The organism is Shewanella sp. BF02_Schw, from assembly GCF_014596695.2.
GTDB lineage: Bacteria > Pseudomonadota > Gammaproteobacteria > Enterobacterales > Shewanellaceae > Shewanella.
In genome coordinates this window covers 693,244-716,414 of record NZ_JABKAW020000001.1, presented here as the reverse complement: position 1 = coordinate 716,414, position 23,171 = coordinate 693,244, and the positions used below count along the sequence as shown (strand labels likewise).

Genomic DNA, 23,171 nt, shown 5'->3' with positions numbered 1-23,171 from the left:
GCATATCCCCGAATTTGAAAAGCTTAAAGCCTTGCTTGCAGACCGAATGAATTAACTTAACAATATACTTGGCATTGAGGATAATTGATCATCATCCCAGCCAAATGCGTTAAAAACATTCAACCATTCAGCTTCTAACTCTGTTTCAATATGCATTGCTTGCTGGGTTACCGGATGCACAAACTGCAGGCTTTTTGCAATCAACCACAAACGGTTAATACCGAAATGTTCGCGAAAGAACTTATTTTGTTTACCATCGCCATGGGTTGTATCACCAACAATTGGATGACGTAAATGTGCCATATGACGACGTAATTGATGCTTGCGGCCTGTATGAGGGCTTAATCTTACCAAACCGTATCGGCTGGAAGGATAACGACCAGAACTAAACGGTATTTCGGTATTCAATAATGGTTGATAATCCGTCACGGCTTCTTGTGCGGCTTTGTTGGGATCAACATGCTTATCGCCTAAATCATCAAATTCCTGTTTTAGGGCATAATCTAGCGTGCCAGACTCATGCATATTGCCACGGACTATGGCTAAGTAGTGTTTTTTGATACTGTGATCAGCAAATTGCTCACATAATGCCCGAGCCACCTCACTAGACTTGGCAAACAGCAATACTCCGGATGTTGGTCTATCTAGGCGGTGCACCGGAAAAACATGGCAGCCCACTAAATCACGAGTCATCTGCATCGCAAAAAAACGCTCTCTACGGGCTAAATAACTACGATGAACCAACAAACCAGCAGGCTTATGGATAGCAACTAGGTGCTCGTCTTCAAATAGAATGTCGATATGGGGAGGTTGTAAATCACTGTCTAATTCAGTATCTGCAGTAGAGGTCTCATCCATGTATTCTGAGCCTATTGGTTCACATAAGTCATCGTTATCTAATGAGTATTCAGCATCGTTATCTTTTAAGATCATTTGTTATCACTTTACTTATTTTGTATTGGCCAACTCAGTATTGGCTTAATTTTTTTGTTGGAATGTGGTGGTGTTTGTCATTCGCTTAACGCTGACTGAGCAAAGTATCAAATTGTTGTAATTGAGCAATCAGAACATCACCATAGTGCATACCTTGCCACACATGCTCGGCCATAGGCGCTAATGCCATATTGGTCGGTAAAGGTTGTCGTTGCGCAATAAGCTCGGTCATCTTTGGAATAAAAATAAACTGCAACCATTGCTCGAATGCCATTACATCACAGCAAAAAGGTGCAGTACTCGCCATAACAGATGCAGGAGGTGAGATATCAGACCATAGCTGAAATCCCTTAAGCAATTGTTCTAATTTAACTAAATAATTTTGGCTGGCTAAATAAAGCATAAAAATGAACGACAACATAAAGGCTAAGTCGGAGTATGATATCATTTAGCCCATTGAATACCCATCCAACTTCTTTGATTTAGTGACGACCCCATGACCGAGATAACCACCTTAAGCCAGTTTCTGACGACCGCAAATACACAATTCCAAATATACGATTTAGGTCGCCGAGTGCAACATATCGATATGTTAGCTTTTCAGCAAATTGATTCTTTACTGGCACCGTATCCTTATCCTATTCAAGGCCATGCACAGTTTGCTATCGTATTTTGGCAACAAGAACAATTACCTTATATTTGGTTTGTAAAGTTACCTCTAGATGAGCAAGGTTTATTATCACCTGCGCCTCGAACTCAGTTTATTAAAATGATTTTAGAAGCCCTAGGTCGTAATCCAACCCAAGCATTAACCGATGTACAGCAAGAACAATTAGCCAATCATCCTTTCAGCTTTAAGCCTAATCAGCACAAACTGGCGTTATTTAATGCATTGGTCAGACTTCAGCTTGGTCAACCCGCATCGAGCCAATATGAATTTGCGGCACAGTATTTGTCTGGCCAAGCAGCGCAAAACACATGGCCACTACTGGGTTTACAAGGTTTAGCCGATATTTGCGTTCGCGCACATCAATTCAACCATCTTGATGACATTATAAATGCACTTGATAATGCACCTATTGAAGTGCAAGCCGCCCTTTGCCAATGCTTAGAACACATTAATATTGATAAACGCCTTGCCGAGTACTTATTTAATCAATTAAAACAAGCTGAAGACCATATAAAAGTGATGTATTTAGCGGCATTAGCATCTGATGTTCAATACAGTACGACAGCCATTAACCAGCTCAATGAACAACAACATTTAGACGACAACACGCTAATAACAATTGCAGCACGTAACTGGTTAGCGTTAAAAGATGATGCCACTCGTAAACACTATTTAGAAGCGCTAGCAAAACAGCCTCAGCACTTCTTTAATCAAGTATTTGCTGATATCGTGGCAATACCCAGCTTACGTTCTGGATTATTAGCCGACTTAAGGCATCCAGACAGAAGCGTTCAATTAGCAACCGCAATTGGCGGATTATTTAGAGCTACCAGCCTATGATGACTGATTTTTTATTAATTGTTGCTTTAGTTGTCGTTGCTGCTTTTTTTTGGCAACTTCGACAAATGGCAGAATTAAGCCGAACGATTACAGAGCAAGCCTGTAAAAAGCAAAACGTACAACTACTGGCTATTGCAATGGAATCAGCCCGTCCAAGTATTGGTGGCAGTACTGGCATTTGTTGGAAAGCAACATTCATGTTCGAGTTTAGCACCGATGGTATTAACCAATATCGCGGCCATATTTTAATGCATGGTAATCGAGCCAAAAAAATTGAATGGCCAATTTTCCCTGAACCAGAATGGATGGATGCACCAATGGCGAGCGGTAAATTTGGCAGTTGTGGCAGCAGTAAAAGCTGTGATTCTGGTAAATGCCACTAATATCACGCTTTATTTGGCTATATTGAACCCATAAAGAAACGCTATTTTGTACAAAATAGCGTTTTTTTGTGTGAATAAATACATTATGTTTTTGGCTTTTCGAGCCTTTTGTAATCGCTATACGTGACGGTTTGAATGCTGTCGAGTGATTTGAAAATTGCAGCAGTACCACTTATCACCGTCGATTTGCTTACTGGCATAACTAACCCCTCAAAAACATCAAAGCCCAATTCTAATTCAAATTTTGTCAGCGTTACTGAAAATGCGGGGTTTAGCTCGTCGGTGTTCGTGATTGAAATTTTTCGTAGGTGCTTTGAGGCTTTATCTAAGTGCAACACTCCAGTAAGCGCATCATTATCTAATTCATCAATATTAGGCACAAACGTAAATGAGACACTAACGTCATCCTCGCCCACAAACGCCAACGTCGATAAATCAACTGAAAAAGAAAACGCCAACTCATGACTATTTCCATCTTTATCTTCATTAAGGTCTTGTTGATCTTGTCGGTATTCTTTTAACCTTTCATTATCCGGTATCTGGCCATTTTCGGAGACCAAAAGCCAACGTTCAGTCTCAGAAAGGGAACCATTAAATTGCTCGACACGAGTCATGTTTACCATCACGGTTTGCTGCGAATATTGCCAAAGGACATTAGCATCGTCTTTATTACTGTTGATCTCACTTAAGGCTTGTTCTACCCACTGTTTCTCCGCCGGTGTAACCTCTGCGTTAACGCTATAACTGGCCGCAAATAAGCCAACTGCAACAACTAATTTAAACAGATCCATGTTTTTTCCTTATGCAACCTGTACTCGAAATAATAAACGCCCCTCAAAAAGCCCTTTGCCTTGCTAACTGCGTTGAATTAACTTGCAATAATCTGGCTATTGACGCAGTTATTAACATGTAAGGAGCGAGTCTTGTTAGTAAAACACATGACATGTTTGATAAGGGATAATTGCTAAAATATGATTTTTATAATGATATTCTCATCACTTATCCCTAGTTCAGATTATGTAACTCCAATATATACAAATCATGTGCATAACGCTTTACAATTTGACAACAGGGAGGCTGGGCTAATTTTTTTTATAAAGAGTAAAGAGGGAACAGCCGTTGGTTTCCTCTTGGTCTGGTATGGGTGAACCGCCACGACGTTAGTGGCCGCTGGCCATATTCCAAAAACACTTTGAGGCACAAATAAGATTGTCTGTTTAAGTGGAAATATACAAATTCAACTCAGAGCTTGAAATAGTTGAAGACTATTTATAACTGAAAAAATGAACCTAGCAAGACGTGTAACTAGCATTCTGTGACCATATCAAACAGTTTCACTATGTTAAGGGTTAAGCCAAAGAACTTACCTACTTTTAGAATTAGCCGCTCTTATAGCCGCGTAGCGAACTAGCAGGGCGAAGTCCGCTCTAGTATCTAGATTCTCGATCACACTGTTGCTAACGTTTGTTATCATTCACAATCAAATTACAGACGTAAAAAAGCCCCAACTATTGTTGAGGCTTTTTTACACCATACTTACGTATGTAAATGATGGTACCCGAGGCCGGACTTGAACCGGCACGCTTATTCAGCGAGGGATTTTAAATCCCTTGTGTCTACCGATTCCACCACTCGGGCAAAGTGTTGTTTTAACCGTTACTTAAAGTAACCGTCAAACGCAATTTTGTGGAGGCGCGACCCGGAGTCGAACCGAGATAGACGGATTTGCAATCCGTAGCATAGCCATTCTGCCATCGCGCCATCTTTAACCAAATTCAAATCCATCGGATAAGATAAGAAATTGGAGCGACATATCGGGTTCGAACCGATGACCTATACCTTGGCAAGGTATCGCTCTACCAACTGAGCTAATGTCGCTTATTCAATCGTTTCAATGCTTTATTATATCTGCAAGAAAGGTATCGTCTTTCAACCTATCCAACTGAGCTAATGTCGCGTATTCAATCATTTTAATGCTATATTATATCAGTAAGAAAGATTTCATATTTCAACCTATCAAACTAAATTAATTTCGCATTAATCGTGTTTGTTAACATAAAACCCTAAGGCTTGTTGTTGACTCATCACTTGTCTACCGGGAGGCATTCTACCGAATTAACCTCGTGTGTCAATTATTGATTTACGCAATTATGACTGTTTGCGCACTAAATAATCTTATTGAACTATTATTACGCTATTCTGCCGTTAAATCTTTCCAAGCTGCTGAAATGTAACTCATCATAGACCAGAACGTCAGTGCTGCGGCAATATAAAACAAGCCGTAAGCGACATCAGTTAGCCAAGGTGTGGGTTTCCAAATCAACCCAATAATCGCGATCATTTGCGTTGCAGTTTTATATTTACCAATCCAAGACACGGCAACTACGCCACGTTTGCCTATTTCGGCCATCCATTCACGCAAAGCTGAAATAACAATTTCGCGACCAATCATAAATAACGCTGCTAAGGTTAAGTACACATTGTCATTTTGTTGAACCAACAGCACTAATGCGGTCGACACCATGACTTTATCTGCAACTGGATCCAAAAAAGCGCCAAATCGGGTTAGTTGACCAAGTTTACGCGCAGCATAACCGTCTAACCAATCGGTCAAAGCGGCCAACCAGAAAATAAATGCCGAAACAAATGGTGCCCATGGATATGGTAAATAAAATACCGCTATAAATACGGGTAACAAAGCAATACGGAATAATGTCAGTGCAATAGGTAAGTTAAACGGCATAAAAAGACCAATTTGTCAGAAGCAGCGCCAATCTTGCCTTAATTTTAGCCCCCTCGCAATGCATCATGAATTGTTTGTGCCATTTCTAAGCTAATTCCGGGTACTTTTGTCAATTCAGCCACGCTAGCGCCCTTCACTTCTTGAATTCCGCCTAAATGTTGCAACAAAGCTTTACGCCTTTTAGGGCCCACACCTGCGATGGATTCTAAGGTAGAAGTATTGCGAGTTTTCTGACGTTTATTACGGTGTCCGGTAATCGCAAAGCGATGTGACTCATCGCGAATGTGCAACATTAAGTGAAATGCAGGCGAATCACTGGGAATATCGAAAGCTTGTTCACTGCCACCAACAATAAAGGTTTCAAGGCCTGCTTTGCGACCCTCACCTTTAGTCACGCAAATGAGTAATGGTGGATTATCAATATTGACACACTTTTCATCGACAATCGTTTGCGCCACTCTTAACTGGCCAATACCACCATCAATGAAGACTAAATCAGGCACTTTGCCATTGTTGTCGATTTTATCAAATCGACGGCTTATTGCCTGTTCCATCGCGGCATAATCATCACCACCGGTAATACCGGTAATATTGTAACGGCGATAATCGGCTTTATGCGGCCCTTCTCGATTAAACACCACACACGATGCCACAGTGCTTTCGCCCATAGTGTGACTGATATCAAAACATTCCATCCGCTTAATCGGTTCATTAAGTTCTAGTGCTTCTTCAAGTAATTGAAAACGTTGTTCAACAGTATTCTTATGTGACAGTCTGGTCGCGACGGCATTACTGGCGTTAGTCATGGCAAGACGTAAAAAATTAGCTCTGTCACCTCTTACTTGCGTTTTTAACTCAAACTTTTTATCTAATGCGTGTTCTATCGACGCTTCTAATTCTTTTATACCGTCAAAGTGATGGCTGAGAATGACTTCTTTTGGAATAGTGCGCTGAATATCGGCATTAAGGTAAAACTGGCCCAAGAATGATGACAACACTTCTTCAATTTCAGTTTCTGCGGGTACTGAAGGATAATAGCTGCGACTACCAAAAATTTTACCATCGCGAATAAACAATAGATGAAAACAGGCAATACCTGAGGCGTAATCGACGCCGATGACATCCATATCGCCTTTATGATTTGACACTTCCTGCTGTTCTGCCACGCGCCTTAATGCGGTAATTTGGTCACGATACTGTGCCGCACGCTCATATTCCATATCAATTGCAGCAGTCTCCATTTTGGCCACCAGCTGTGATATGACTTGTTTGTCTTTTCCGCGTAAAAATAAACCGGCTAATTTGACCTGTTCGCTGTATTCCTCATCACTGACAATCCCCACACAAGGCGCACTACAACGATCTAATTGATACTGTAAACAAGGCCGAGATCTGGATTTATAATATAAGTCATCGCATTGGCGGATTGGAAACAGCTTTTGCATTAAATGCAAACTCTCACGGACTGCACCACCATTAGGGTATGGGCCAAAATAATGACCTTTTTCACGTTTTGGACCACGATGATAAGCAAGTCGAGGGTGCTTATGGCCGCTCAACAGAATATACGGATAAGATTTATCATCACGCAGCAGCACGTTGTATTTGGGCATGTACTGCTTGATGTAATCGTTTTCGAGCAATAGCGCATCAGTTTCGCTGTGCGTAACGGTCACATCAATATGATCGATATGCGAAACCAGCGCCTGAGTTTTAACATTGGCGATATTGACTCTAAAATACGAGCTTAAGCGTTTTTTGAGATCTTTGGCTTTACCAACATAAATAACCTGTTGGTGTTTATCGTACATTCGATAAACACCAGGCGCTGAGGTGACATGTTTTAAAAAAGATTTGGCGTTAAAATCACTTGGCATGATTAAAGCTACTTAATGCGTTGCGAGGAATACATTATTCCTGACTAGAATGAACCTGTATCGAGCATTTTGTAACGGATAGCTAAACGGGTCAACTCAACGTCACCGCCGATCCCCAGTTTGGCAAATAGTCGATAACGATAGCTATTGACAGTTTTAGGGCTTAAATTTAATTTTTCAGAAATATCATTAACCTTTTCACCATTGGTTATCATCATCATAATTTGCAATTCTCGCTCAGACAAACTGCTAAATGGATTCTCGTCAGAGTGGTTAAATTGGCTTAGCGCCATCTGTTGCGCAATTTCTGGCGACAAATAACGTTGACCACGAGCCACTTGAGTAATGGCACGCAATACTTCTGGCGATGTGGAACCTTTAGTCAAGTAGCCAGAAGCACCAGCCTGCATCACTTTGGTCGGAAAAGGGTCTTCTGTTTGTACGGTTAACACAATAATTTTAGCGTCTGGCTGATAGCGTAAAATCTTACGGGTGGCTTCTAATCCCCCCATACCAGGCATATTCATGTCCATTAAAATGACATCCGCTTCATTTTGTCGAGACCACTGTACGGCTGTTTCTCCATCAGGTGCTTCACCGATGACTTTAATACCGCGTTCATCTTCCAAAATGCGACGAATACCCGTTCTCACGAGTTCATGGTCGTCAACCAAATATACAGATATCACTTAAACCCACCTATTATTATGCGTAATTCATTTTTGAATTTTAGGGCCGTTTTTATATATAAAACATTTATATGTAAAATCTTATCGTAAAAAAACACCGGTAACATTGCATATTTTACACATCTCATTTATCTGCTTGAATTTAGCATCTTTACATTTACTGACACAAGCAAAGTCAATTATTAACGTGAGAAATGAATGTAAAATAGGCAATTTTGTTACCTTAGTATTGCAATTTAACCTTTTTAAATCATTCACCCTGCAAGGTGACAATAATTGTGCGCGCCGAAGCATGGTCCCGATGCTCACATAAATATAAACCTTGCCAAATACCCAAGTTCAAACGCCCATGGGTAATCGGAATTGACTGACTAGCCCCAATCAGGGTCGACTTGATATGCGCAGGCATATCATCGGCACCTTCATAAGTATGCTGGAAGTATGGCGCACCTTCTGGTGCGAGTACATTAAAATGCCGTTCCAAATCGCCACGAACAGTAGGGTCAGCATTTTCGTTTATCGCCAGCGATGCTGAAGTATGCTGAATAAACACATGCAATAAGCCAACATTGATACCTCCTAGCTCTGGCAGCCGTGCTATCACTTCATCAGTAATTAAATGAAATCCTCGTCTTTTAGAGTTAAGTGTCATCTCTCGTTGTAACCACATCAAATAAATCCCTCTTCAAGCGACACGCACAGATGAATAAACCATTAAGCAACAACATGCAGAACGAAATACAAAGCATACATCAGAGCAGTGTTAAGACTGAAAAAAATGAGGCTATTGTCACACAATTTACTCACTATTTACCGAACAATTAACCGATTAATATCAATTTCACTGTTCATAGAGTAGTTACATCCTTAGCAATATAAGAACATCTAAAAGAATATCCGAAAGAACATCATTAGATTTAACAATTATTACTTTACAAACAATAATATAGGGAAATTTATTTTTGTATACTTTTGGATTGATTATGAAATGTAGATAATAAAGGCTAGGTTTGCAAAGATTTAAACGTAAGCGTCCGGGCAAGTACGTCTTCAACTGCGCTCATCGAGCCTTTATCTTAACGACTGATAATGACATCAGGAGTTAACATGGCTAAACGTTCACATCAAGATTGGGCTGCTTTGATACAACAGCAATCCGCTAGCGGCTTAACGATTTCAAATTTTTGTCGTGTGCACAAGCTTAGTCTTAGTGGGTTTTACGCCCGCAAAGCGGACATGGCTAAAACGGGCACCCAACAGATAGCGCCGTTTGTTAAGGCTACCGTGACATCGCCGACAGCGATGACAACCCAAGCTCAACCTTCCGCTTCAGGGCAGGCTATCCATTTTCAGCATCAAACCGGTTTATGGACTTTCCCCAGCACCTTGCCTGCACGATACCTGCTGGAGATTATAAAAGGCCTACAAGCATGTTGATGTTTCGTGAGCTTCCGTGTGTTTATCTGCACCGTGCACCGGTGGATTTTCGTAAATCGATAAATGGCTTAGCTGTTATCGTTGAGCAGCAATTATCCTTACAGGCCAGCGACGGCAGTGTGTTTGTCTTTTGTAATAAAGGCCGTGATAAATTAAAAATCCTCTACTGGGATAACACCGGCTTTGCACTGTGGTACAAACGCCTCGAGCAGGATAAGTTTAAGTGGCCGACGAAAAGTATGGATGAGTGCCTGAGTTTATCTGAGCAACAGTTTCATTGGCTGTTATCTGGCTTTGATGTACTGGGGCATCAGCATGTGAACGGCTTGAGTTACAGTTAATTGATCGCCATTGCGAAGGCTGTTTTCGATAATTAGATCATTGTATTATCCTTGTTTCGGGTGATGTTTGATATAATAACACCATGAAATTAAGCCCTGATAACTTACCCAATGACGTTGATTTACTTAAGCAATTATTGCTTGAGACGCTGGCGGCTAAAGATAATGTTATCGAGTTGAAAGACGCTGAAATCGCCGAACTTAAACACTCTGTGCAGCGTTTGCTTGAACAATTTCGCTTAGCCCAGCAACAACGTTTCGGCGCCAGCAGTGAAAGCCATGACTATCAAGGTGAGTTGTTTAACGAAGCAGAAGTGACGGTTGATGAGCCTGTTGAATTAACAGCAGATGCTGACGCGCCTGTGTCACCTAAACAGCGCGCCAAGCGTAAATTACTGCCTAAAGACCTGCCACGTGAAGTGATTATCCATGACATCAGTGATGAAGATAAGCAGTGTGAGTGCTGTGGTCATGAGCTGGCGTTAATGGGCCAGGACAGTAGTGAGAAGCTGAAGTTTATTCCGGCGCAAATCAGTGTGATTGAGCACGTTAGATTAAAATACAGCTGCAAGCATTGTGAAACCAAAGGAACCCAGGCCAATATCAAGCAAGCGCCCGTGCCAGCTAGCCCTATCCCTAAAAGTGTGGCGACACCAAGCTTACTAAGCCAACTCATTACCAGTAAATATCAGTACGCATTACCCCTTTATCGGCAAGAAACACTGTTCAAACAACACGGTATCGCCTTAAGCAGGCAAACCATGGCAGATTGGATGATGAAATCTGCAGCGCTGTTCAAGCCCTTATATGATTTACTCCACCACCATTTATTAAGACAAGATGTCATCCACGCCGATGAGACCACGCTTAAAGTGATTAACGATGAGCGGGTGAAATCCTACATGTGGGTGTATTGCGCTGGCGCGGATAAACCAAGCACTGAGCCTCGATATCAAGGTTTGCGCAATATCGTACTGTACGACTACCAAGACGGTAGCCGCGCGGGCACCTGCGTGAGCCGTTTTCTTGCCACCGAGCAAACGGTATTTAATGGTTATTTACAAGTCGATGGCTACGCAGCGTATCAGCAGGCAAGTAATAAGCTTGTAGGTTGTTGGGCTCATGCTAGGCGCAAGTTCAAAGAAGCGCTAATAGCACAAGGCAAACCCAAAGCAGGCAAAGTCAGTAAAGCGGATATGGCATTGAGCATGATAGCCAAGCTGTACCGTATTGAAACCCAAATACAAGCACTGAGCCTGGAAGAGCGATTGTATTTTAGGCGCACCCATTCATGTGCCCAATTGGCGTTATTTAAGCAATGGCTGGATAAATCAGTGCAGCAAGTGTCAAAAGAAAGCCCACTAGGCAAAGCCATCCATTACAGCCTCAATCAATGGTCAGCGTTGAGCCGTTATACAGAAGACAGCCGACTCAATATCGACAATAATCGCGCAGAGCGGGCAGTAAAACCCTTTGTGATAGGGCGTAAAAACTGGCTATTCAATCACAATCATCGTGGCGCTGAGGCGAGTGCAATTTTGTACAGCATCATAGAAACGGCTAAAGCGAATGGACTCACCCCGTTTGATTACATCGAACACTGCTTAGAACAATTATCCTACCCTAAATGCGATCTCAACAGCCTTTTACCCTGGGAGGTTAAACTAGACAAGGCGTAGTTCGCCGGACGCTTACATTTAAACGGTCTATATATATAAATTAGCCATTAATGCTAACTAAACAGAAAAATGATCATAAATTGGCATCTGCATAACTTTAAGCACTGTGCTTTAAGGGTAACGAAGCATACATCATCGTAACCAATACATTATTCTAATGCTGGATAATTTCCGCCAGAAAACAAAAAGGCACAACCTTAAGTTATAAGGTTGTGCCCGTTAACACTTTTGTCAGCAATCCGGCTGAAATTTGCTCCCTGCACCATCCATGTAAACATGCTTCCTGCAGTCCTTTTCCCTGTTCTCATTTCCTTGTCTATTTGTGTAACACAAACAAACGCATGAGTTTCATTCCGTTGAACAGCCTATCCGTTGGCTGAGCGGTAAATCTATTCAATCCGTTGAATTATCCCAGCTGCATCCTGCAGCCCTATCCTTTTTTTCCTTGTGTCGACTATTTACTGTCTTCACCCATCCTTGATTCGGCTATCCATTTGCCGAGCTTATGCTCAAATCCGTGAGCGTGTCCTAGTATCATCCCTAATATTCTTAAGCATCATTAGTCTTATTTCTCATCCTAAGAAAACCAACTGATGACCCGCTTTCGATAACTACATTCTAGCCAAAATAAACGCCGAGAAAAGTCACTCTACTCCATTTAAATACACATCTCACATGTCAGTAAATCGTTAGAAAAATGTAATTGCCTGATTTTAAAAGATTAACAATAATTTATAACGTTAAACACTGACAACTTTAGATAAGATCCCTTACACACTTGTAGGATATTGCTTACAAAAGCGTGAGCAAGTTAATACTTCCAGGGTTATTTGCGCCATAAACGCTTTATCATTTGACCAAACATGACCCAATCTGCCCATAAACTGTATAGCGGATAAGTGAATGTTGCGGGGCGATTTTTTTCAAATATAAAATGCCCTAACCATGCAAAACCATAACCGACTACCGGCAACCACAATAGCTGCCACCAATGTTGGTTAATCAGAGTGTTAATAATAATCACAACAATAATGCTACTGCCAATGTAATGCAGTCTTCGACAAACGGGATCTTGATGTTGCGACAGATAAAATGGGTAAAACTCTGCAAATGAAGAATAACGCTTAGGTTCCATTACTCACTCCTTATTAACAACTCGCTAATGGTATGCTCTGTTAGTATTAGATTATTTCATTTTAGACACTATGCCTTACTGTAAAACAATATTTCACCTTCAATATTGCCAATACTCACAGTGGCAATGCTGACAAATTCTTGTTTCACGAATGCTTGATGGTGCGAAGAGTTACTCACAAATACCCCAATGCCATCAAGCCCAGGTTGCTCATCACACCAACTCAATACCGCTTGAATTAACTTGGCACCATAACCTTTTTGCTGCTCATTGGGGGATAAGGCAATAAATTGCAAAACCCCGCATTTTTGCGAAGGAAGATGTTCTAAAATGCAGGTCTCTTTTTGCATTAACCCTTGAGTTGATTTCCATCCTGTACCCAACATCATTTTAAAACGCCAATGCCAATAACGCCCCTCACCCAAAGGTACTTGTTGCGTAATCACACAGGCAACCCCAATTAAACGGTCACCGTCAAATAGGCCAATTAAAGGTTGTTCTTGTTGCCACAGTTCATTTAACTCTTCACGAATCGCCGCTCGAAGTTTCTGTTCGTATTGTTGATTGTCATCTTGCCCAAGTACCTCGATAAAATAGGGATCATCATGATAAGCATTATAAAGAATAGAAGCTGCGACTCGTAAGTCTTCTGCCGTCAAATAGACTGCACGTAAAGTTTCCAAGGTGTTATTGTCCATTATTATTCCTTGTTGGTTAACTCGCTAAAGTTAACTTAACAAGTTTGAAACATTGTACAAGTTTTGTTTACCCATTTTACCTGTTAGCGGTTGTGAGTGTCAGTTGTTTGCAATTTATCTCATCAAGACGGATACTAAAATTGTTTATCTAACCATCATAAGGAATGCGCCAAATGGACACTACATCAAATGATTTAAGTCACTTATTTAAGCAATTAGGTTTGCCTCACGATCAAGAGGGAATCGACGACTTTGTTATCCAAAACAAACTGGATAAACACACATTAATTACTGATGCCGATTGCTGGAATTCAGGTCAAAAAGCATTTTTAAAAGAGGCATTATTACAAGACGCCCAATGGTCAGAAGTGATTGACCAATTGGACGTGATGATGCGAGCTAAATTGTAATTAACACTTAATGTCGGATAACCTCACTCGGCAATTAGTGCTGTCTGTAGGCGGTATCACCCCAGCCCACTAAAACGTCATCTTTGAACACAATTGGCGTGCATTCATCTTTGGTTGTTTTACCATCGCCTTCTGCCCATTGGGTACGATAAAACAACACTTTGATGGATTGCTCTGCATTATTTTGAGCCGACTTGGTATAAGCTTCACTAAAATCAGCCGTTCCCATTAAGGTTGTGACTTGATCACTGCTCATTCCCATAGACAATTTGCTCAACAGATCACGATTTTTATCTTGTTGCACTTGCCAATAATCAGCACTTTTACCCGATTCATGGTCTCCGACACTAATAACACAACCACTTAATCCTAGTGATGTTGCGCCAATTAATGCCGCTGCGATAAGTTTTAATTTCATGTTGCATCCTTTTTGTTAAAATAAAATCCGCATTGTATTTACAGATCCTTTAAGCCAAAATCGTGCCATAAAATAATATACTGATTTATATAGCTTTATGTTTTAACTCAACAAGAAATTAGTTAATCTCACTATATGGAATTATGGAATTAAGGAATTAAACCAACAATGAGTCCAATTGAACAAGTACTTGCCGCAGCAAAATCAATTGCTAACAATGGGCATACGCCCAGCTTGGCGCTGATAAAAAGCCGTTTAGGCAATAGCATTCCGATGCCTACCCTTATCCAAGGTTTACAACAATTTAAGGCGCTGCCTAAATCTGAGTGGCAACATTTACCGGAATTAGCAGACATTCCATCAATAGCCGATGTCCCATCACATGATCAACCCGATCTTACTCAAGTGATTCAACAGGTTATGACCCTACAACAACACATTAGTCAGCTAACCCAACGAGTTACTGAGTTAGAAAACCAATTACAAAATAATATGACTCAAAGCTACATAATCAATAATAAGGCTGAGCAGTAGATGTTTGTCACCGAACTACGCTTTGAATGTTTTGCCGATACGACAATTGATACGGTAGAGAAAGCCATTAACGCTTTTCTTGAAGCCTTACGAGCTAATGGACAAATTTTAGGACGTGAATTTGCGGTCGCCTTTAATGACGGTGAATTTAGAGTTCGTTTGCTGTTACCTGAAAAAACCAGCTTAGCTAACCGCCACAGTAGCCCATGGGTAAAAGTGGCCTTAGCAGGCCTAACTGCAGCGAAACTATTGGCCCCTAGAGAGAAATTCATCGGCCAAGACATAAACTCCGAAGCCAGCAATACCGACACGCCTTCATGGCAACTGCTGTATACCAGTTATGTGCATATGTGTTCGCCACTGCGTAATGGCGATAACCTGTTACCAATACCTCTTTATCAGCTGCCTGCTACTTTTAATGGCGATCACAAACGCATCATAAAATGGCAAACAGAATGGCAAGCATGCGATGAACTGCAAATGGCCGCAGCCACAAAAGCTGAGTTTGCAGCTTTGGATGAGATCACTCGAGCGGACAGTGACCTATTTAGACGCGGTTGGGATTTACGTGGCCGGATAGAATATTTAACTAATATCCCCACCTATTATTACTTATACCGTGTGGGCGGCGAATCATTGCAAGCAGAGCTAGCTCGCCCCTGCCCACGCTGTGGATCTAAAGATTGGAAGCTAGATGAGCCACTTTTAGACATGTTTCATTTTCGCTGCGAGCCTTGCCGTATTGTGTCTAATTTGTCTTGGGATCATCAATAAATGGAATTGTGCCATTGAGTTATCAGCAGATTATATCCTACTACAAAGATTGTTATAAGGAAGATAGCGCCTCCATCAATCTTTGGAATGTGAACAAGTTTAAACAAGAAGATCGTCTCATTCTTGAAGGGCAAGATGAACTAGGTACAGGTTTTTTACCTCGTTTGCCTATCCCGCAAGAATTTGCTGAGCCAATGCTTAAGCGAGTGGCAATGTACCAAAGGGAAAGAATACTGCTGTACGCACGATTTCTATTTGTCGGTAAAGTGACTATAAAAGGTGAGCTCAAAACGGTTGTCTCACCGCTGCTGTTTAATGAAGCCACCATTGAACAACAAAACAATAATTTCTATTTTTCAGCCCAAACAGAAGACACTGAAATCAATGAAGCCCTGCTGCAACAATTGCTACCAGAAGATAATGAGCTTTCAGAAGATCTCATCAATGAAGATATACATTCACCATCTTTTTGGACCTCATACTTTAGCAGTAATCAAATTGACATAAACTCACTAGAGTTATTGCAATATCCCAAGCTTGCTGGACACCAAGATATTAAAAAAGCATTAACCCAAGAAACACCCCGCTTATTACCTATTTCGATGCTACTTTTTGTCGAGAGGTCATCGAGCAGTCGCGGTGTACTTCACGAATTAGAAAGTATCATTAGCGCTAACGAACAATCAGCTCCTATTTGTAAACTGTTTAACCAAACGTTTGAAAAACGTGCTGTAAGACTCAGAGCCCCAACACTTAAATATGACTTTTTACCGGGGTTATTATCTACGCCACAAAAGAAAGTTATTCATATCGCTGCCAATGCCGATTTAGGCTGCGTATCTGGTCCGCCAGGAACGGGCAAGAGCTACACCATATCTGCTGTTGCTGCCGAACATATGGCGCGCGGTGAGTCGGTGCTTATTGTGGCAAATAATGACGTAGCCCTTGATGTGATTGCAGATAAATTGGCGAGTAATTTTAACTTGGGCGACGTGTCTATTCGCGCAGGACAAAAAGCATTTTTAAAACAATTAAAAGACTATACCGCGGACTTACTCGCAGGATACTTTAGCGATGACTTAAGCCAAAACCCACAAGCATGTGAAGACGAACTGAATAAGCTGCAACGATTACTGATAAAACTGGAAAAACGTTTCCTGGCGTTCAGTCGCAGGTCTATTCGCCGTGGTTTGCACCTACATAAACTTCAAGCACAACAATCAACATGGCTAAAACGGGTTTATTTGTTTTTTACCCAAGGGTCAATAAACCAATGGCATCATCAATGGGATGCGTTAAACACCATTAATAAACACACTGTTACGCGGGAAACACTGGCAGCTGAATATCTTAATGCACTAAAAAAGAATAACTTAAACACATTAGTTAATCAGCACCGTAAATCGCTACAGGCTTTTAACCAAGCGATTCGCAGTAGAACGTCCAGTAAACAACTCGCGTTATTTGAAAAAATAGAATACGCCACATTATTTGCCGCATTTCCCATCTGGCTAGCAAGCTTAAACAGCCTACACAGAGTATTGCCGCTTAATCGCGAAATGTTTGATTTAGTGATTATTGACGAGGCAACACAATGTAACATTAGCAGTTGCTTACCTGCGCTATACCGTGCAAAACGTGTATTGATTGTTGGCGACACAAAGCAATTAAAACATTATTCCTTTTTAGCCAGAAGCAAACAAACTCAATTGCTTGCCAAAAATAATGTGCCCGAAAGCAGCCCAGGAGCCATCAGTTATCGAGATAACTCCATCTTAGATTTAGCGTTAAAAACATTAGCTAGTGCGCAAGAGTTGGCCTTTTTAGATGAACACTTTAGAAGTAAGCCTGAGCTGATTCATTTTAGTAACCAGTCTTTTTATCAATCTAAATTAAAAATCATGCAACACCGACCCTGCACCAGTTCAGGCCATTTGCACCTTCATCGTATCGCCGGTACTCGTGATGCATCGGGCGTTAATCCACAAGAAGCACAGAGTTTATTAGCAGAGATCCAACATCAAATAACACAAGATGCCCAAACTGGCATCACTCATAGTATTGGAGTTATCTCGCCTTTTAGCGCGCAGGCTGAATATATTGCCACATTGATTGAGCAGAAGATCCCTCAAACAGATGTCATTAAACACAACATACGTGTAGCCACGCCGTTTGGGTTTCAAGGCGAAGAGCGGGATATCATGCTGATTTCGTTTGCGATTGATAACGACAGTAAACGTGCGACTGCTTATTTAAATAAAGCGGATGTGTTTAACGTCACCATTACCAGGGCACGTCAAAAGCAGTTGATATATTTGTCTATGGACGACTCGTTATTACCAGAACACAACCTGTTACGCCAATATGTTACTTCTATAACAACCTTTAATGCCAAACACAGCGTGACCTCAGAGATAGACACATTTCAGCAAGAGCTTATTGAGGCGTTAACACAGTACAATATTGATACTTGGCCTGGGTATACCATTGCCGGCACCGAAATAGACCTATTGTGTCGTTATGCAGACAAATACCTTGCGGTTGACCTTATTGGTTTTCCTGGGCCTTGGGCTAACTTTTTTGAGCTAACAACCTACAAATTATTTAAACGGGCTGGCGTTGAAGTATTGCCCATAAGCTACGGATTGTGGATTGTTGATAAACAAGCGTGCATAGACAAAATAACTCAGACACTAAAGTGTGGAGAAAATAACCTAAGCGAAGCATAAAGGAGGATATTACGAGGAAGATGAGTGTTTGAATGCTCGAGTTTGAATGCTCGAGTTTGAATGCTCGTGTTTGCATGCAATGAACGCATTAAAGCACCATAAAATGGCACTTCAATGCTTGATGCGGTTACTTTTTGCGTAACAAATAATCCCACATGGTTTTAATGCGTTGCCAAATTCCTGGATGATCTACCGTATGAGGTAATTCCTCGACGGGTTTTGATGGCGGTTTGATCATCGGCGATATTTGCTCTAAAAACGCCGTTAATGATTCGGCTAATTTAGTGCGCTGTTTTTCACCTGGAATTTCAATCCACACGCTGCCATCATCATTGTTTACCGTCAGCATTTCGTCGTCATCACCTAGCACACCGATAAACCAAGTTGCTGGTTGTTTGAGCTTTTTCTTCATGATCAAATGACCAATTACATTTTGTTGCAAATTTTCGAAGTCATCTTGATTCCATGCTTGGAGTAATTCACCGTCGCCAAATGATGCAGTAAACGGTAATGGCGCGGAAAAATACTGGCCATAAAATGCATGAATATCTTGGTGTAATTGAATATTTAATGCATGCTCCACGTTACTAAAGTCAGCGACATTGTCACGTTTAATGGGCTGCCAGAACACAGTATCATCAGTGTCCGCATTAAAGGTGCCTTGAATACATATTGAGTCTTCGCCCAAAGGATAATAGCGCGGAAATTCAGATAGCGTATCTTGATAAGATTTAAGATAGTTTTTTATAAAGCAATCTAATGCAGATGAACAAGACACTTAAGCCACTCGTAGTTTATAATAAAACCATATTTTGACACGGAAACCGATTAGATGACACACAATCACGACCCTTATAGTGATGCAGCAGCATTAAAAGGCCTAACATTAGGCCAAGCAACTGCTTATCAAGCTGAGTATGACGCGTCACTGCTGCAAGGGGTTCCACGTAAACTTAACCGAGATGCTATTGAATTAAGTGGTCAACTCCCTTTTCACGGTACCGATATTTGGACCGGATATGAATTGTCTTGGCTTAATGCTAAAGGCAAGCCTGTTGTTGCCATTTTGGAAGTTCAGTTAGATATCAACAGTGTCAATTTGATTGAATCTAAATCTTTTAAGCTGTACTTAAATAGTTTTAACCAAACTAAGTTTGACAGTGTCGAAGCCGTACAAGAAACGTTAAGCCGCGATTTAATCGCTTGTGCCCAAGGTGATCTGACCGTCAAAGTCATCGAACCAAAGCATTTTAATCTCGAACGTATTATTGATTTACCGGGTACTTGTATTGATGACTTGGATATTGAAGTCGACGAATACGCATTTAATCCCGATCATTTAATCGGTGGTACAGATCCTGACAAAAACGTGGCTGAAACACTGAATTCAAATTTATTGAAGTCTAATTGTTTAATCACCTCTCAGCCAGACTGGGGCAGCGTGATGATCCGTTATCAAGGCCCTAAAATTGATCGTGAAAAACTGCTGCGCTATTTAATCTCATTCCGCCAGCATAACGAGTTTCACGAACAGTGCGTTGAGCGTATTTTTGTCGACTTAAAAAAATACTGCCAGTGCACTAAGTTAACCGTTTACGCACGTTATACGCGTCGTGGTGGCTTAGACATCAACCCGTACCGCAGCGACTTTGAAAACCCACCTGAATCTAATCGCCTCGCGAGACAATAATCGCCATCACATATAGCGATATTAACAAAAAGCCAATCTCTCTAAGATTGGCTTTTTGATTAATGCTGTCTGCATTATGAAGAGCCATATGCATCATGCATCAGTTTTTCAATTATTTCCCTTAACCAAATACATGACTTATCTAATGCATGTTTTGTCGGCCAAATGCTGTATAAATTTATTGGCCGAGTCTTAAAAGGTAATTCAAGTAAGGTTAGTTTAAACAGTTGCGCATAGCTTTGGGTAAAAGTATATGGCGCTATGCCTATGGCATTCGACTTACTGATTAACGACAACATACTCAAAATAGACGACTGCTCACTGTATAAAGTGCGCTGCGGTAATGGATCATTAGAAATGATATCTGCAACACGCATATTATCGCGATGTAGACGATACATAACGTGCTCGGCGGCAAAAAAATCATCGCTGCTGACATGGTTTTTTATCACTGGATGATGTTGACGTACCACACAAATAATCCGCTCTTGGGCGACCTTTTTAAAACTAAACATTTTTAGTTTTGGCGGCATAATATCCACTACCAAATCTACTTTTTGCATTTGTAAGTCTTGAAACTGTTCCGCCTCTAATACTGGTGAATTACGTAGCACCACCCTGACAGACAAATTAGCTAATGCTCTATCTAATTGCGGTTGTAATAAATCGATAACAGCTTCATTGGCATAAATGGTAAAAACTCTTCTAGAGGTACTGGGATCGAACGCTTTAACTCCCATCAAAGTTTGTTCAATGGTATCTAGCATTGGCTGAACAGTATTAAATATATGTAACCCTGTTGCTGTAGGTTCAATACCACGACCAACACGAATAAATAATTCACAACCCAGTGTGTTTTTAAGACGGCTAATCGCATTGCTCACAGACGACTGCGTCAACCCTAACTGTTCTGCTGCGCGGGTGATTGATGATTGCTGGCATACAGTACAAAAAACTCGCAGTAAATTTAAATCCAATGCTGGCAATTTATTGGCAAACGCATCGTTCATACTCATTCCTTTTTAGGCCAAATACATTCATATAAAAAATGTTTTATCACCATTTCACTATAGTTATTTTTTGGTATTTAACCACTAAGATAGTTTCATCAACGTTAAAACATTTATCTTTAACTATATGAGGACTTACCATGAAAAAATCTATCATCGCACTATCAATGATTTCGACCCTGTCACTCAATGCTTTAGCCGCTCAGCATGAACACGACCACTTAAGTGTCGATTACCAGGGAAAAGAAGCGACTCCAGCAACGGCAGCCCACAATACCGAGGTAGCCAAAACGCTTAACTTTAATGACAAAAATGCGTTCACCCGTTTCAACCAAAATAGAATAGCCGAGTTTGATCAAGCCACCGCAGATATTCTGCGTGCAGAATTTAGCTTTATCAGTGATAAATATCCTGACTCAGTTAACCCGTCGCTATACCGCCAAGCACAGCTTAATATGGTCTCGAACGGATTATATAAAGTCACCGATGGCATATATCAAATTCGTGGTACTGACTTGTCAAATATGACCTTAATTCGCGGTAAAACCGGTTGGATTGTTTATGATGTGTTATTAACCAAAGAAGCGGCGCAGCAATCTATCAAATTTGCTTTTGAACACCTTCCTGAAGGGAATACATTACCGATTGTTGCAATGATTTATTCACATAGCCATGCTGACCACTTTGGCGGAGCCCGGGGGATTCAAGAGCTATATCCTGATGTAAAAGTGTACGGGTCAAACAATATTACAACCGAAGTGGTTGCCGAAAACGTACTCGCAGGCAACGCTATGAGCCGTCGAGCCAGCTACCAATATGGAGCAACTTTGGGCAAACATGATCATGGTATTGTTGACGCTGCGCTTGCTAAAGGTTTATCCAAAGGTGAAATTACCTACGTAAAACCCGACTACGAACTTAATCAAAAAGATAAATGGGAAACCTTAACTGTCGATGGACTTGAAATGGTGTTTATGGATGCCTCAGGAACAGAAGCAGCCAGCGAAATGGTCACTTATATTCCTTCAATGAAAGCCTTATGGAGCGGGGAATTAACCTACGATGGTATGCACAATATCTATACTTTACGCGGCGCAAAAGTACGCGATGCATTAAAATGGTCAAAAGACATTAACCAGATGATCAATTCATTTGGTCAAGATGTTGAAGTGCTATTCGCATCGCATTCAGCACCAGTATGGGGTAACAATGAAGTAAATCAATACCTTAAAATGCAACGCGACAATTATGGTTTAGTTCATAACCAATCACTGCGATTAGCTAATCAAGGCGTAGTATTACAAGATATTGGTGACGCAATTATGGACACCATTCCACAGCAGGTAAAAGATCAATGGTACACCAATGGTTATCATGGCACTTACAGTCATAATGCTAAAGCTGTTTATAACATGTATTTAGGCTACTTTGACATGAACCCAGCTAACTTAAACCCATTGCCAACGCAACAAGAAGCGACAAAATTTGTCGAGTACATGGGCGGCGCCAACAACGTTGTCGCAAAGGCCAAAGCAGACTTGAGCCAAGGTGAATACCGTTTTGTAGCTACAGCGCTTAACAAAGTGGTTATGGCAGATCCAAGTAACCAAAGTGCTCGAGATCTACTAGCCGACACCTACGAGCAACTAGGTTATCAAGCTGAAGGGGCTGGTTGGAGAAACATCTATTTAACCGGTACTCAAGAGTTAAGAATAGGAATTCAGCCAGGCACACCTAAATCAGCCTCTGCAGATGTATTGAGCGAAATGGATATGCCGACTTTATTTGACTTTTTAGCCGTAAAAATAGATAGCATTGCCGCAGATAAACTGGGCGATATTAGTTTAAATGTGGTGACTAAAGCCGATAAGACGGAAGTTGAAAGCACCATATTTGTAGAGCTTAGTCATGGTAATTTGAACAATATTGTTGTTAATAAACTTCAAAAAGCTGATGCAACGTTAACCATTGCCAAAGCGGATGTTGTCAGTATTTTATTAGGTCAAACCACGTTAACGCAATTAATTGAACAAGGTGATGCCAGTATGACTGGCGACAAACAAGCCTTTGGAAAAATTGCCTCGACCTTAGTACAATTCAATGACAAATTTGAAATTGTACCGTTAAAATAATTACCAGATCGTACCATCTTCTTGGTCTTGGCTTTAGTCTTAGCCGAAG

23 protein-coding genes and 3 tRNA genes are annotated in these 23,171 nt (G+C 41.0%); 11 read left to right on the top strand and 15 right to left on the bottom strand.

Annotation, left to right across the window (positions count from 1 at the left end; genetic code table 11):
- Nucleotides 1-51: 51 nt before the first annotated feature.
- Both truC and HNW13_RS03325 read right to left on the bottom strand, forming a co-directional pair.
- Complete coding sequence (gene truC / locus HNW13_RS03330) at nucleotides 52-858, bottom strand: tRNA pseudouridine(65) synthase TruC (RefSeq protein ID WP_192115300.1); 807 nt, start codon at nucleotides 856-858, stop codon at nucleotides 52-54.
- A gap of 160 nt (nucleotides 859-1,018) precedes the next feature.
- Nucleotides 1,019-1,381: a YqcC family protein gene (locus HNW13_RS03325; protein WP_243756161.1), complete on the bottom strand. Its 363-nt coding sequence runs from the start codon at nucleotides 1,379-1,381 to the stop codon at nucleotides 1,019-1,021.
- A 48-nt stretch (nucleotides 1,382-1,429) separates the two neighbouring features.
- On the opposite strand from HNW13_RS03325, the gene HNW13_RS03320 reads away from it, so the two are divergent.
- On the top strand, nucleotides 1,430-2,443 hold the full coding sequence (locus tag HNW13_RS03320; protein WP_192115292.1) for a DUF3549 family protein: 1,014 nt from the start codon (nucleotides 1,430-1,432) through the stop codon (nucleotides 2,441-2,443).
- Nucleotides 2,440-2,826, top strand: a complete 387-nt coding sequence (locus HNW13_RS03315; protein WP_101086621.1) for a DUF3301 domain-containing protein — start codon at nucleotides 2,440-2,442, stop codon at nucleotides 2,824-2,826. Before HNW13_RS03320 ends, HNW13_RS03315 begins: the two co-directional genes overlap by 4 nt.
- Before the next feature lie 83 nt (nucleotides 2,827-2,909).
- On the opposite strand, the gene HNW13_RS03310 is transcribed toward HNW13_RS03315, so the two are convergent.
- From HNW13_RS03310 to HNW13_RS03275, 8 genes are all read right to left on the bottom strand, one after another.
- On the bottom strand, nucleotides 2,910-3,617 hold the full coding sequence (locus HNW13_RS03310) for a hypothetical protein (protein WP_192115293.1): 708 nt from the start codon (nucleotides 3,615-3,617) through the stop codon (nucleotides 2,910-2,912).
- A 761-nt stretch (nucleotides 3,618-4,378) separates the two neighbouring features.
- Nucleotides 4,379-4,464: transfer RNA gene (locus HNW13_RS03305), tRNA-Leu, on the bottom strand.
- 49 nt (nucleotides 4,465-4,513) lie between these two features.
- Nucleotides 4,514-4,587, bottom strand: a tRNA-Cys gene (locus HNW13_RS03300).
- A 41-nt stretch (nucleotides 4,588-4,628) separates the two neighbouring features.
- Nucleotides 4,629-4,704: transfer RNA gene (locus HNW13_RS03295), tRNA-Gly, on the bottom strand.
- Nucleotides 4,705-5,020: 316 nt separating this feature from the next.
- On the bottom strand, nucleotides 5,021-5,569 hold the full coding sequence (gene pgsA, locus HNW13_RS03290) for a CDP-diacylglycerol--glycerol-3-phosphate 3-phosphatidyltransferase (RefSeq protein WP_011638096.1): 549 nt from the start codon (nucleotides 5,567-5,569) through the stop codon (nucleotides 5,021-5,023).
- A gap of 44 nt (nucleotides 5,570-5,613) precedes the next feature.
- Nucleotides 5,614-7,446, bottom strand: a complete 1,833-nt coding sequence (gene uvrC, locus HNW13_RS03285) for an excinuclease ABC subunit UvrC (RefSeq protein WP_192115294.1) — start codon at nucleotides 7,444-7,446, stop codon at nucleotides 5,614-5,616.
- A 44-nt stretch (nucleotides 7,447-7,490) separates the two neighbouring features.
- Nucleotides 7,491-8,135: a UvrY/SirA/GacA family response regulator transcription factor gene (gene uvrY / locus HNW13_RS03280; protein ID WP_011638098.1), complete on the bottom strand. Its 645-nt coding sequence runs from the start codon at nucleotides 8,133-8,135 to the stop codon at nucleotides 7,491-7,493.
- A 250-nt stretch (nucleotides 8,136-8,385) separates the two neighbouring features.
- Entirely contained in the window at nucleotides 8,386-8,805 is a 420-nt protein-coding gene (locus tag HNW13_RS03275; protein ID WP_192115295.1) for a secondary thiamine-phosphate synthase enzyme YjbQ, read from the bottom strand.
- Between the two features lie 437 nt (nucleotides 8,806-9,242).
- Between HNW13_RS03275 and HNW13_RS03270 the strand changes: the two genes are divergently transcribed.
- The 3 genes from HNW13_RS03270 to HNW13_RS03260 all read left to right on the top strand — a co-directional run bounded on the left by HNW13_RS03270 (nucleotide 9,243) and on the right by HNW13_RS03260 (nucleotide 11,592).
- Nucleotides 9,243-9,572, top strand: a complete 330-nt coding sequence (locus tag HNW13_RS03270; RefSeq protein WP_208062797.1) for an IS66 family insertion sequence element accessory protein TnpB — start codon at nucleotides 9,243-9,245, stop codon at nucleotides 9,570-9,572.
- Nucleotides 9,566-9,913, top strand: a complete 348-nt coding sequence (tnpB, locus tag HNW13_RS03265) for an IS66 family insertion sequence element accessory protein TnpB (protein WP_208062795.1) — start codon at nucleotides 9,566-9,568, stop codon at nucleotides 9,911-9,913. Before HNW13_RS03270 ends, tnpB begins: the two co-directional genes overlap by 7 nt.
- Nucleotides 9,914-9,996: 83 nt before the next feature.
- Nucleotides 9,997-11,592 carry an IS66 family transposase gene (locus tag HNW13_RS03260; protein ID WP_208062794.1) on the top strand — a complete coding sequence of 532 codons (1,596 nt, stop codon included), beginning with the start codon at nucleotides 9,997-9,999 and terminating at the stop codon, nucleotides 11,590-11,592.
- A gap of 826 nt (nucleotides 11,593-12,418) precedes the next feature.
- Here HNW13_RS03260 and HNW13_RS03255 read toward each other — a convergent pair.
- Nucleotides 12,419-12,727 (bottom strand): DUF962 domain-containing protein, encoded by a 309-nt coding sequence (locus HNW13_RS03255; RefSeq protein ID WP_101087775.1) that lies wholly within the window; start codon nucleotides 12,725-12,727, stop codon nucleotides 12,419-12,421.
- A 68-nt stretch (nucleotides 12,728-12,795) separates the two neighbouring features.
- On the bottom strand, nucleotides 12,796-13,425 hold the full coding sequence (locus HNW13_RS03250; RefSeq protein ID WP_101087773.1) for a GNAT family N-acetyltransferase: 630 nt from the start codon (nucleotides 13,423-13,425) through the stop codon (nucleotides 12,796-12,798).
- A gap of 173 nt (nucleotides 13,426-13,598) precedes the next feature.
- Here HNW13_RS03250 and HNW13_RS03245 point away from each other — a divergent pair, with 173 nt between their 5' ends.
- Complete coding sequence (locus tag HNW13_RS03245; RefSeq protein ID WP_101087772.1) at nucleotides 13,599-13,835, top strand: DUF2789 domain-containing protein; 237 nt, start codon at nucleotides 13,599-13,601, stop codon at nucleotides 13,833-13,835.
- 34 nt (nucleotides 13,836-13,869) lie between these two features.
- Here the strand turns inward: HNW13_RS03245 and HNW13_RS03240 are convergent, their stop codons facing one another.
- Entirely contained in the window at nucleotides 13,870-14,253 is a 384-nt protein-coding gene (locus HNW13_RS03240; protein WP_162022700.1) for a DUF3192 domain-containing protein, read from the bottom strand.
- Between the two features lie 168 nt (nucleotides 14,254-14,421).
- Here HNW13_RS03240 and HNW13_RS03235 point away from each other — a divergent pair, with 168 nt between their 5' ends.
- From HNW13_RS03235 to HNW13_RS03225, 3 genes are all read left to right on the top strand, one after another.
- Nucleotides 14,422-14,787 (top strand): hypothetical protein, encoded by a 366-nt coding sequence (locus HNW13_RS03235; protein ID WP_192115301.1) that lies wholly within the window; start codon nucleotides 14,422-14,424, stop codon nucleotides 14,785-14,787.
- Entirely contained in the window at nucleotides 14,788-15,561 is a 774-nt protein-coding gene (locus tag HNW13_RS03230) for a Zn-ribbon-containing protein (protein ID WP_101087769.1), read from the top strand. It abuts the gene before it with no gap.
- An 89-nt stretch (nucleotides 15,562-15,650) separates the two neighbouring features.
- Nucleotides 15,651-18,290, top strand: coding sequence for an AAA domain-containing protein (locus HNW13_RS03225; protein WP_347813072.1), 2,640 nt, complete (start codon nucleotides 15,651-15,653; stop codon nucleotides 18,288-18,290).
- A 127-nt stretch (nucleotides 18,291-18,417) separates the two neighbouring features.
- Here HNW13_RS03225 and syd read toward each other — a convergent pair whose 3' ends face one another.
- Nucleotides 18,418-19,068, bottom strand: coding sequence for a SecY-interacting protein (gene syd / locus HNW13_RS03220; protein WP_101087767.1), 651 nt, complete (start codon nucleotides 19,066-19,068; stop codon nucleotides 18,418-18,420).
- A gap of 54 nt (nucleotides 19,069-19,122) precedes the next feature.
- Here syd and queF point away from each other — a divergent pair, with 54 nt between their 5' ends.
- Complete coding sequence (gene queF, locus HNW13_RS03215; protein WP_162022696.1) at nucleotides 19,123-19,980, top strand: NADPH-dependent 7-cyano-7-deazaguanine reductase QueF; 858 nt, start codon at nucleotides 19,123-19,125, stop codon at nucleotides 19,978-19,980.
- A gap of 74 nt (nucleotides 19,981-20,054) precedes the next feature.
- Here the strand turns inward: queF and HNW13_RS03210 are convergent, their stop codons facing one another.
- Nucleotides 20,055-20,990, bottom strand: coding sequence for a LysR family transcriptional regulator (locus HNW13_RS03210; RefSeq protein WP_192115302.1), 936 nt, complete (start codon nucleotides 20,988-20,990; stop codon nucleotides 20,055-20,057).
- A gap of 140 nt (nucleotides 20,991-21,130) precedes the next feature.
- Between HNW13_RS03210 and HNW13_RS03205 the strand changes: the two genes are divergently transcribed.
- Nucleotides 21,131-23,122, top strand: coding sequence for an alkyl sulfatase dimerization domain-containing protein (locus HNW13_RS03205; protein ID WP_192115303.1), 1,992 nt, complete (start codon nucleotides 21,131-21,133; stop codon nucleotides 23,120-23,122).
- Nucleotides 23,123-23,171 lie beyond the last annotated feature (49 nt).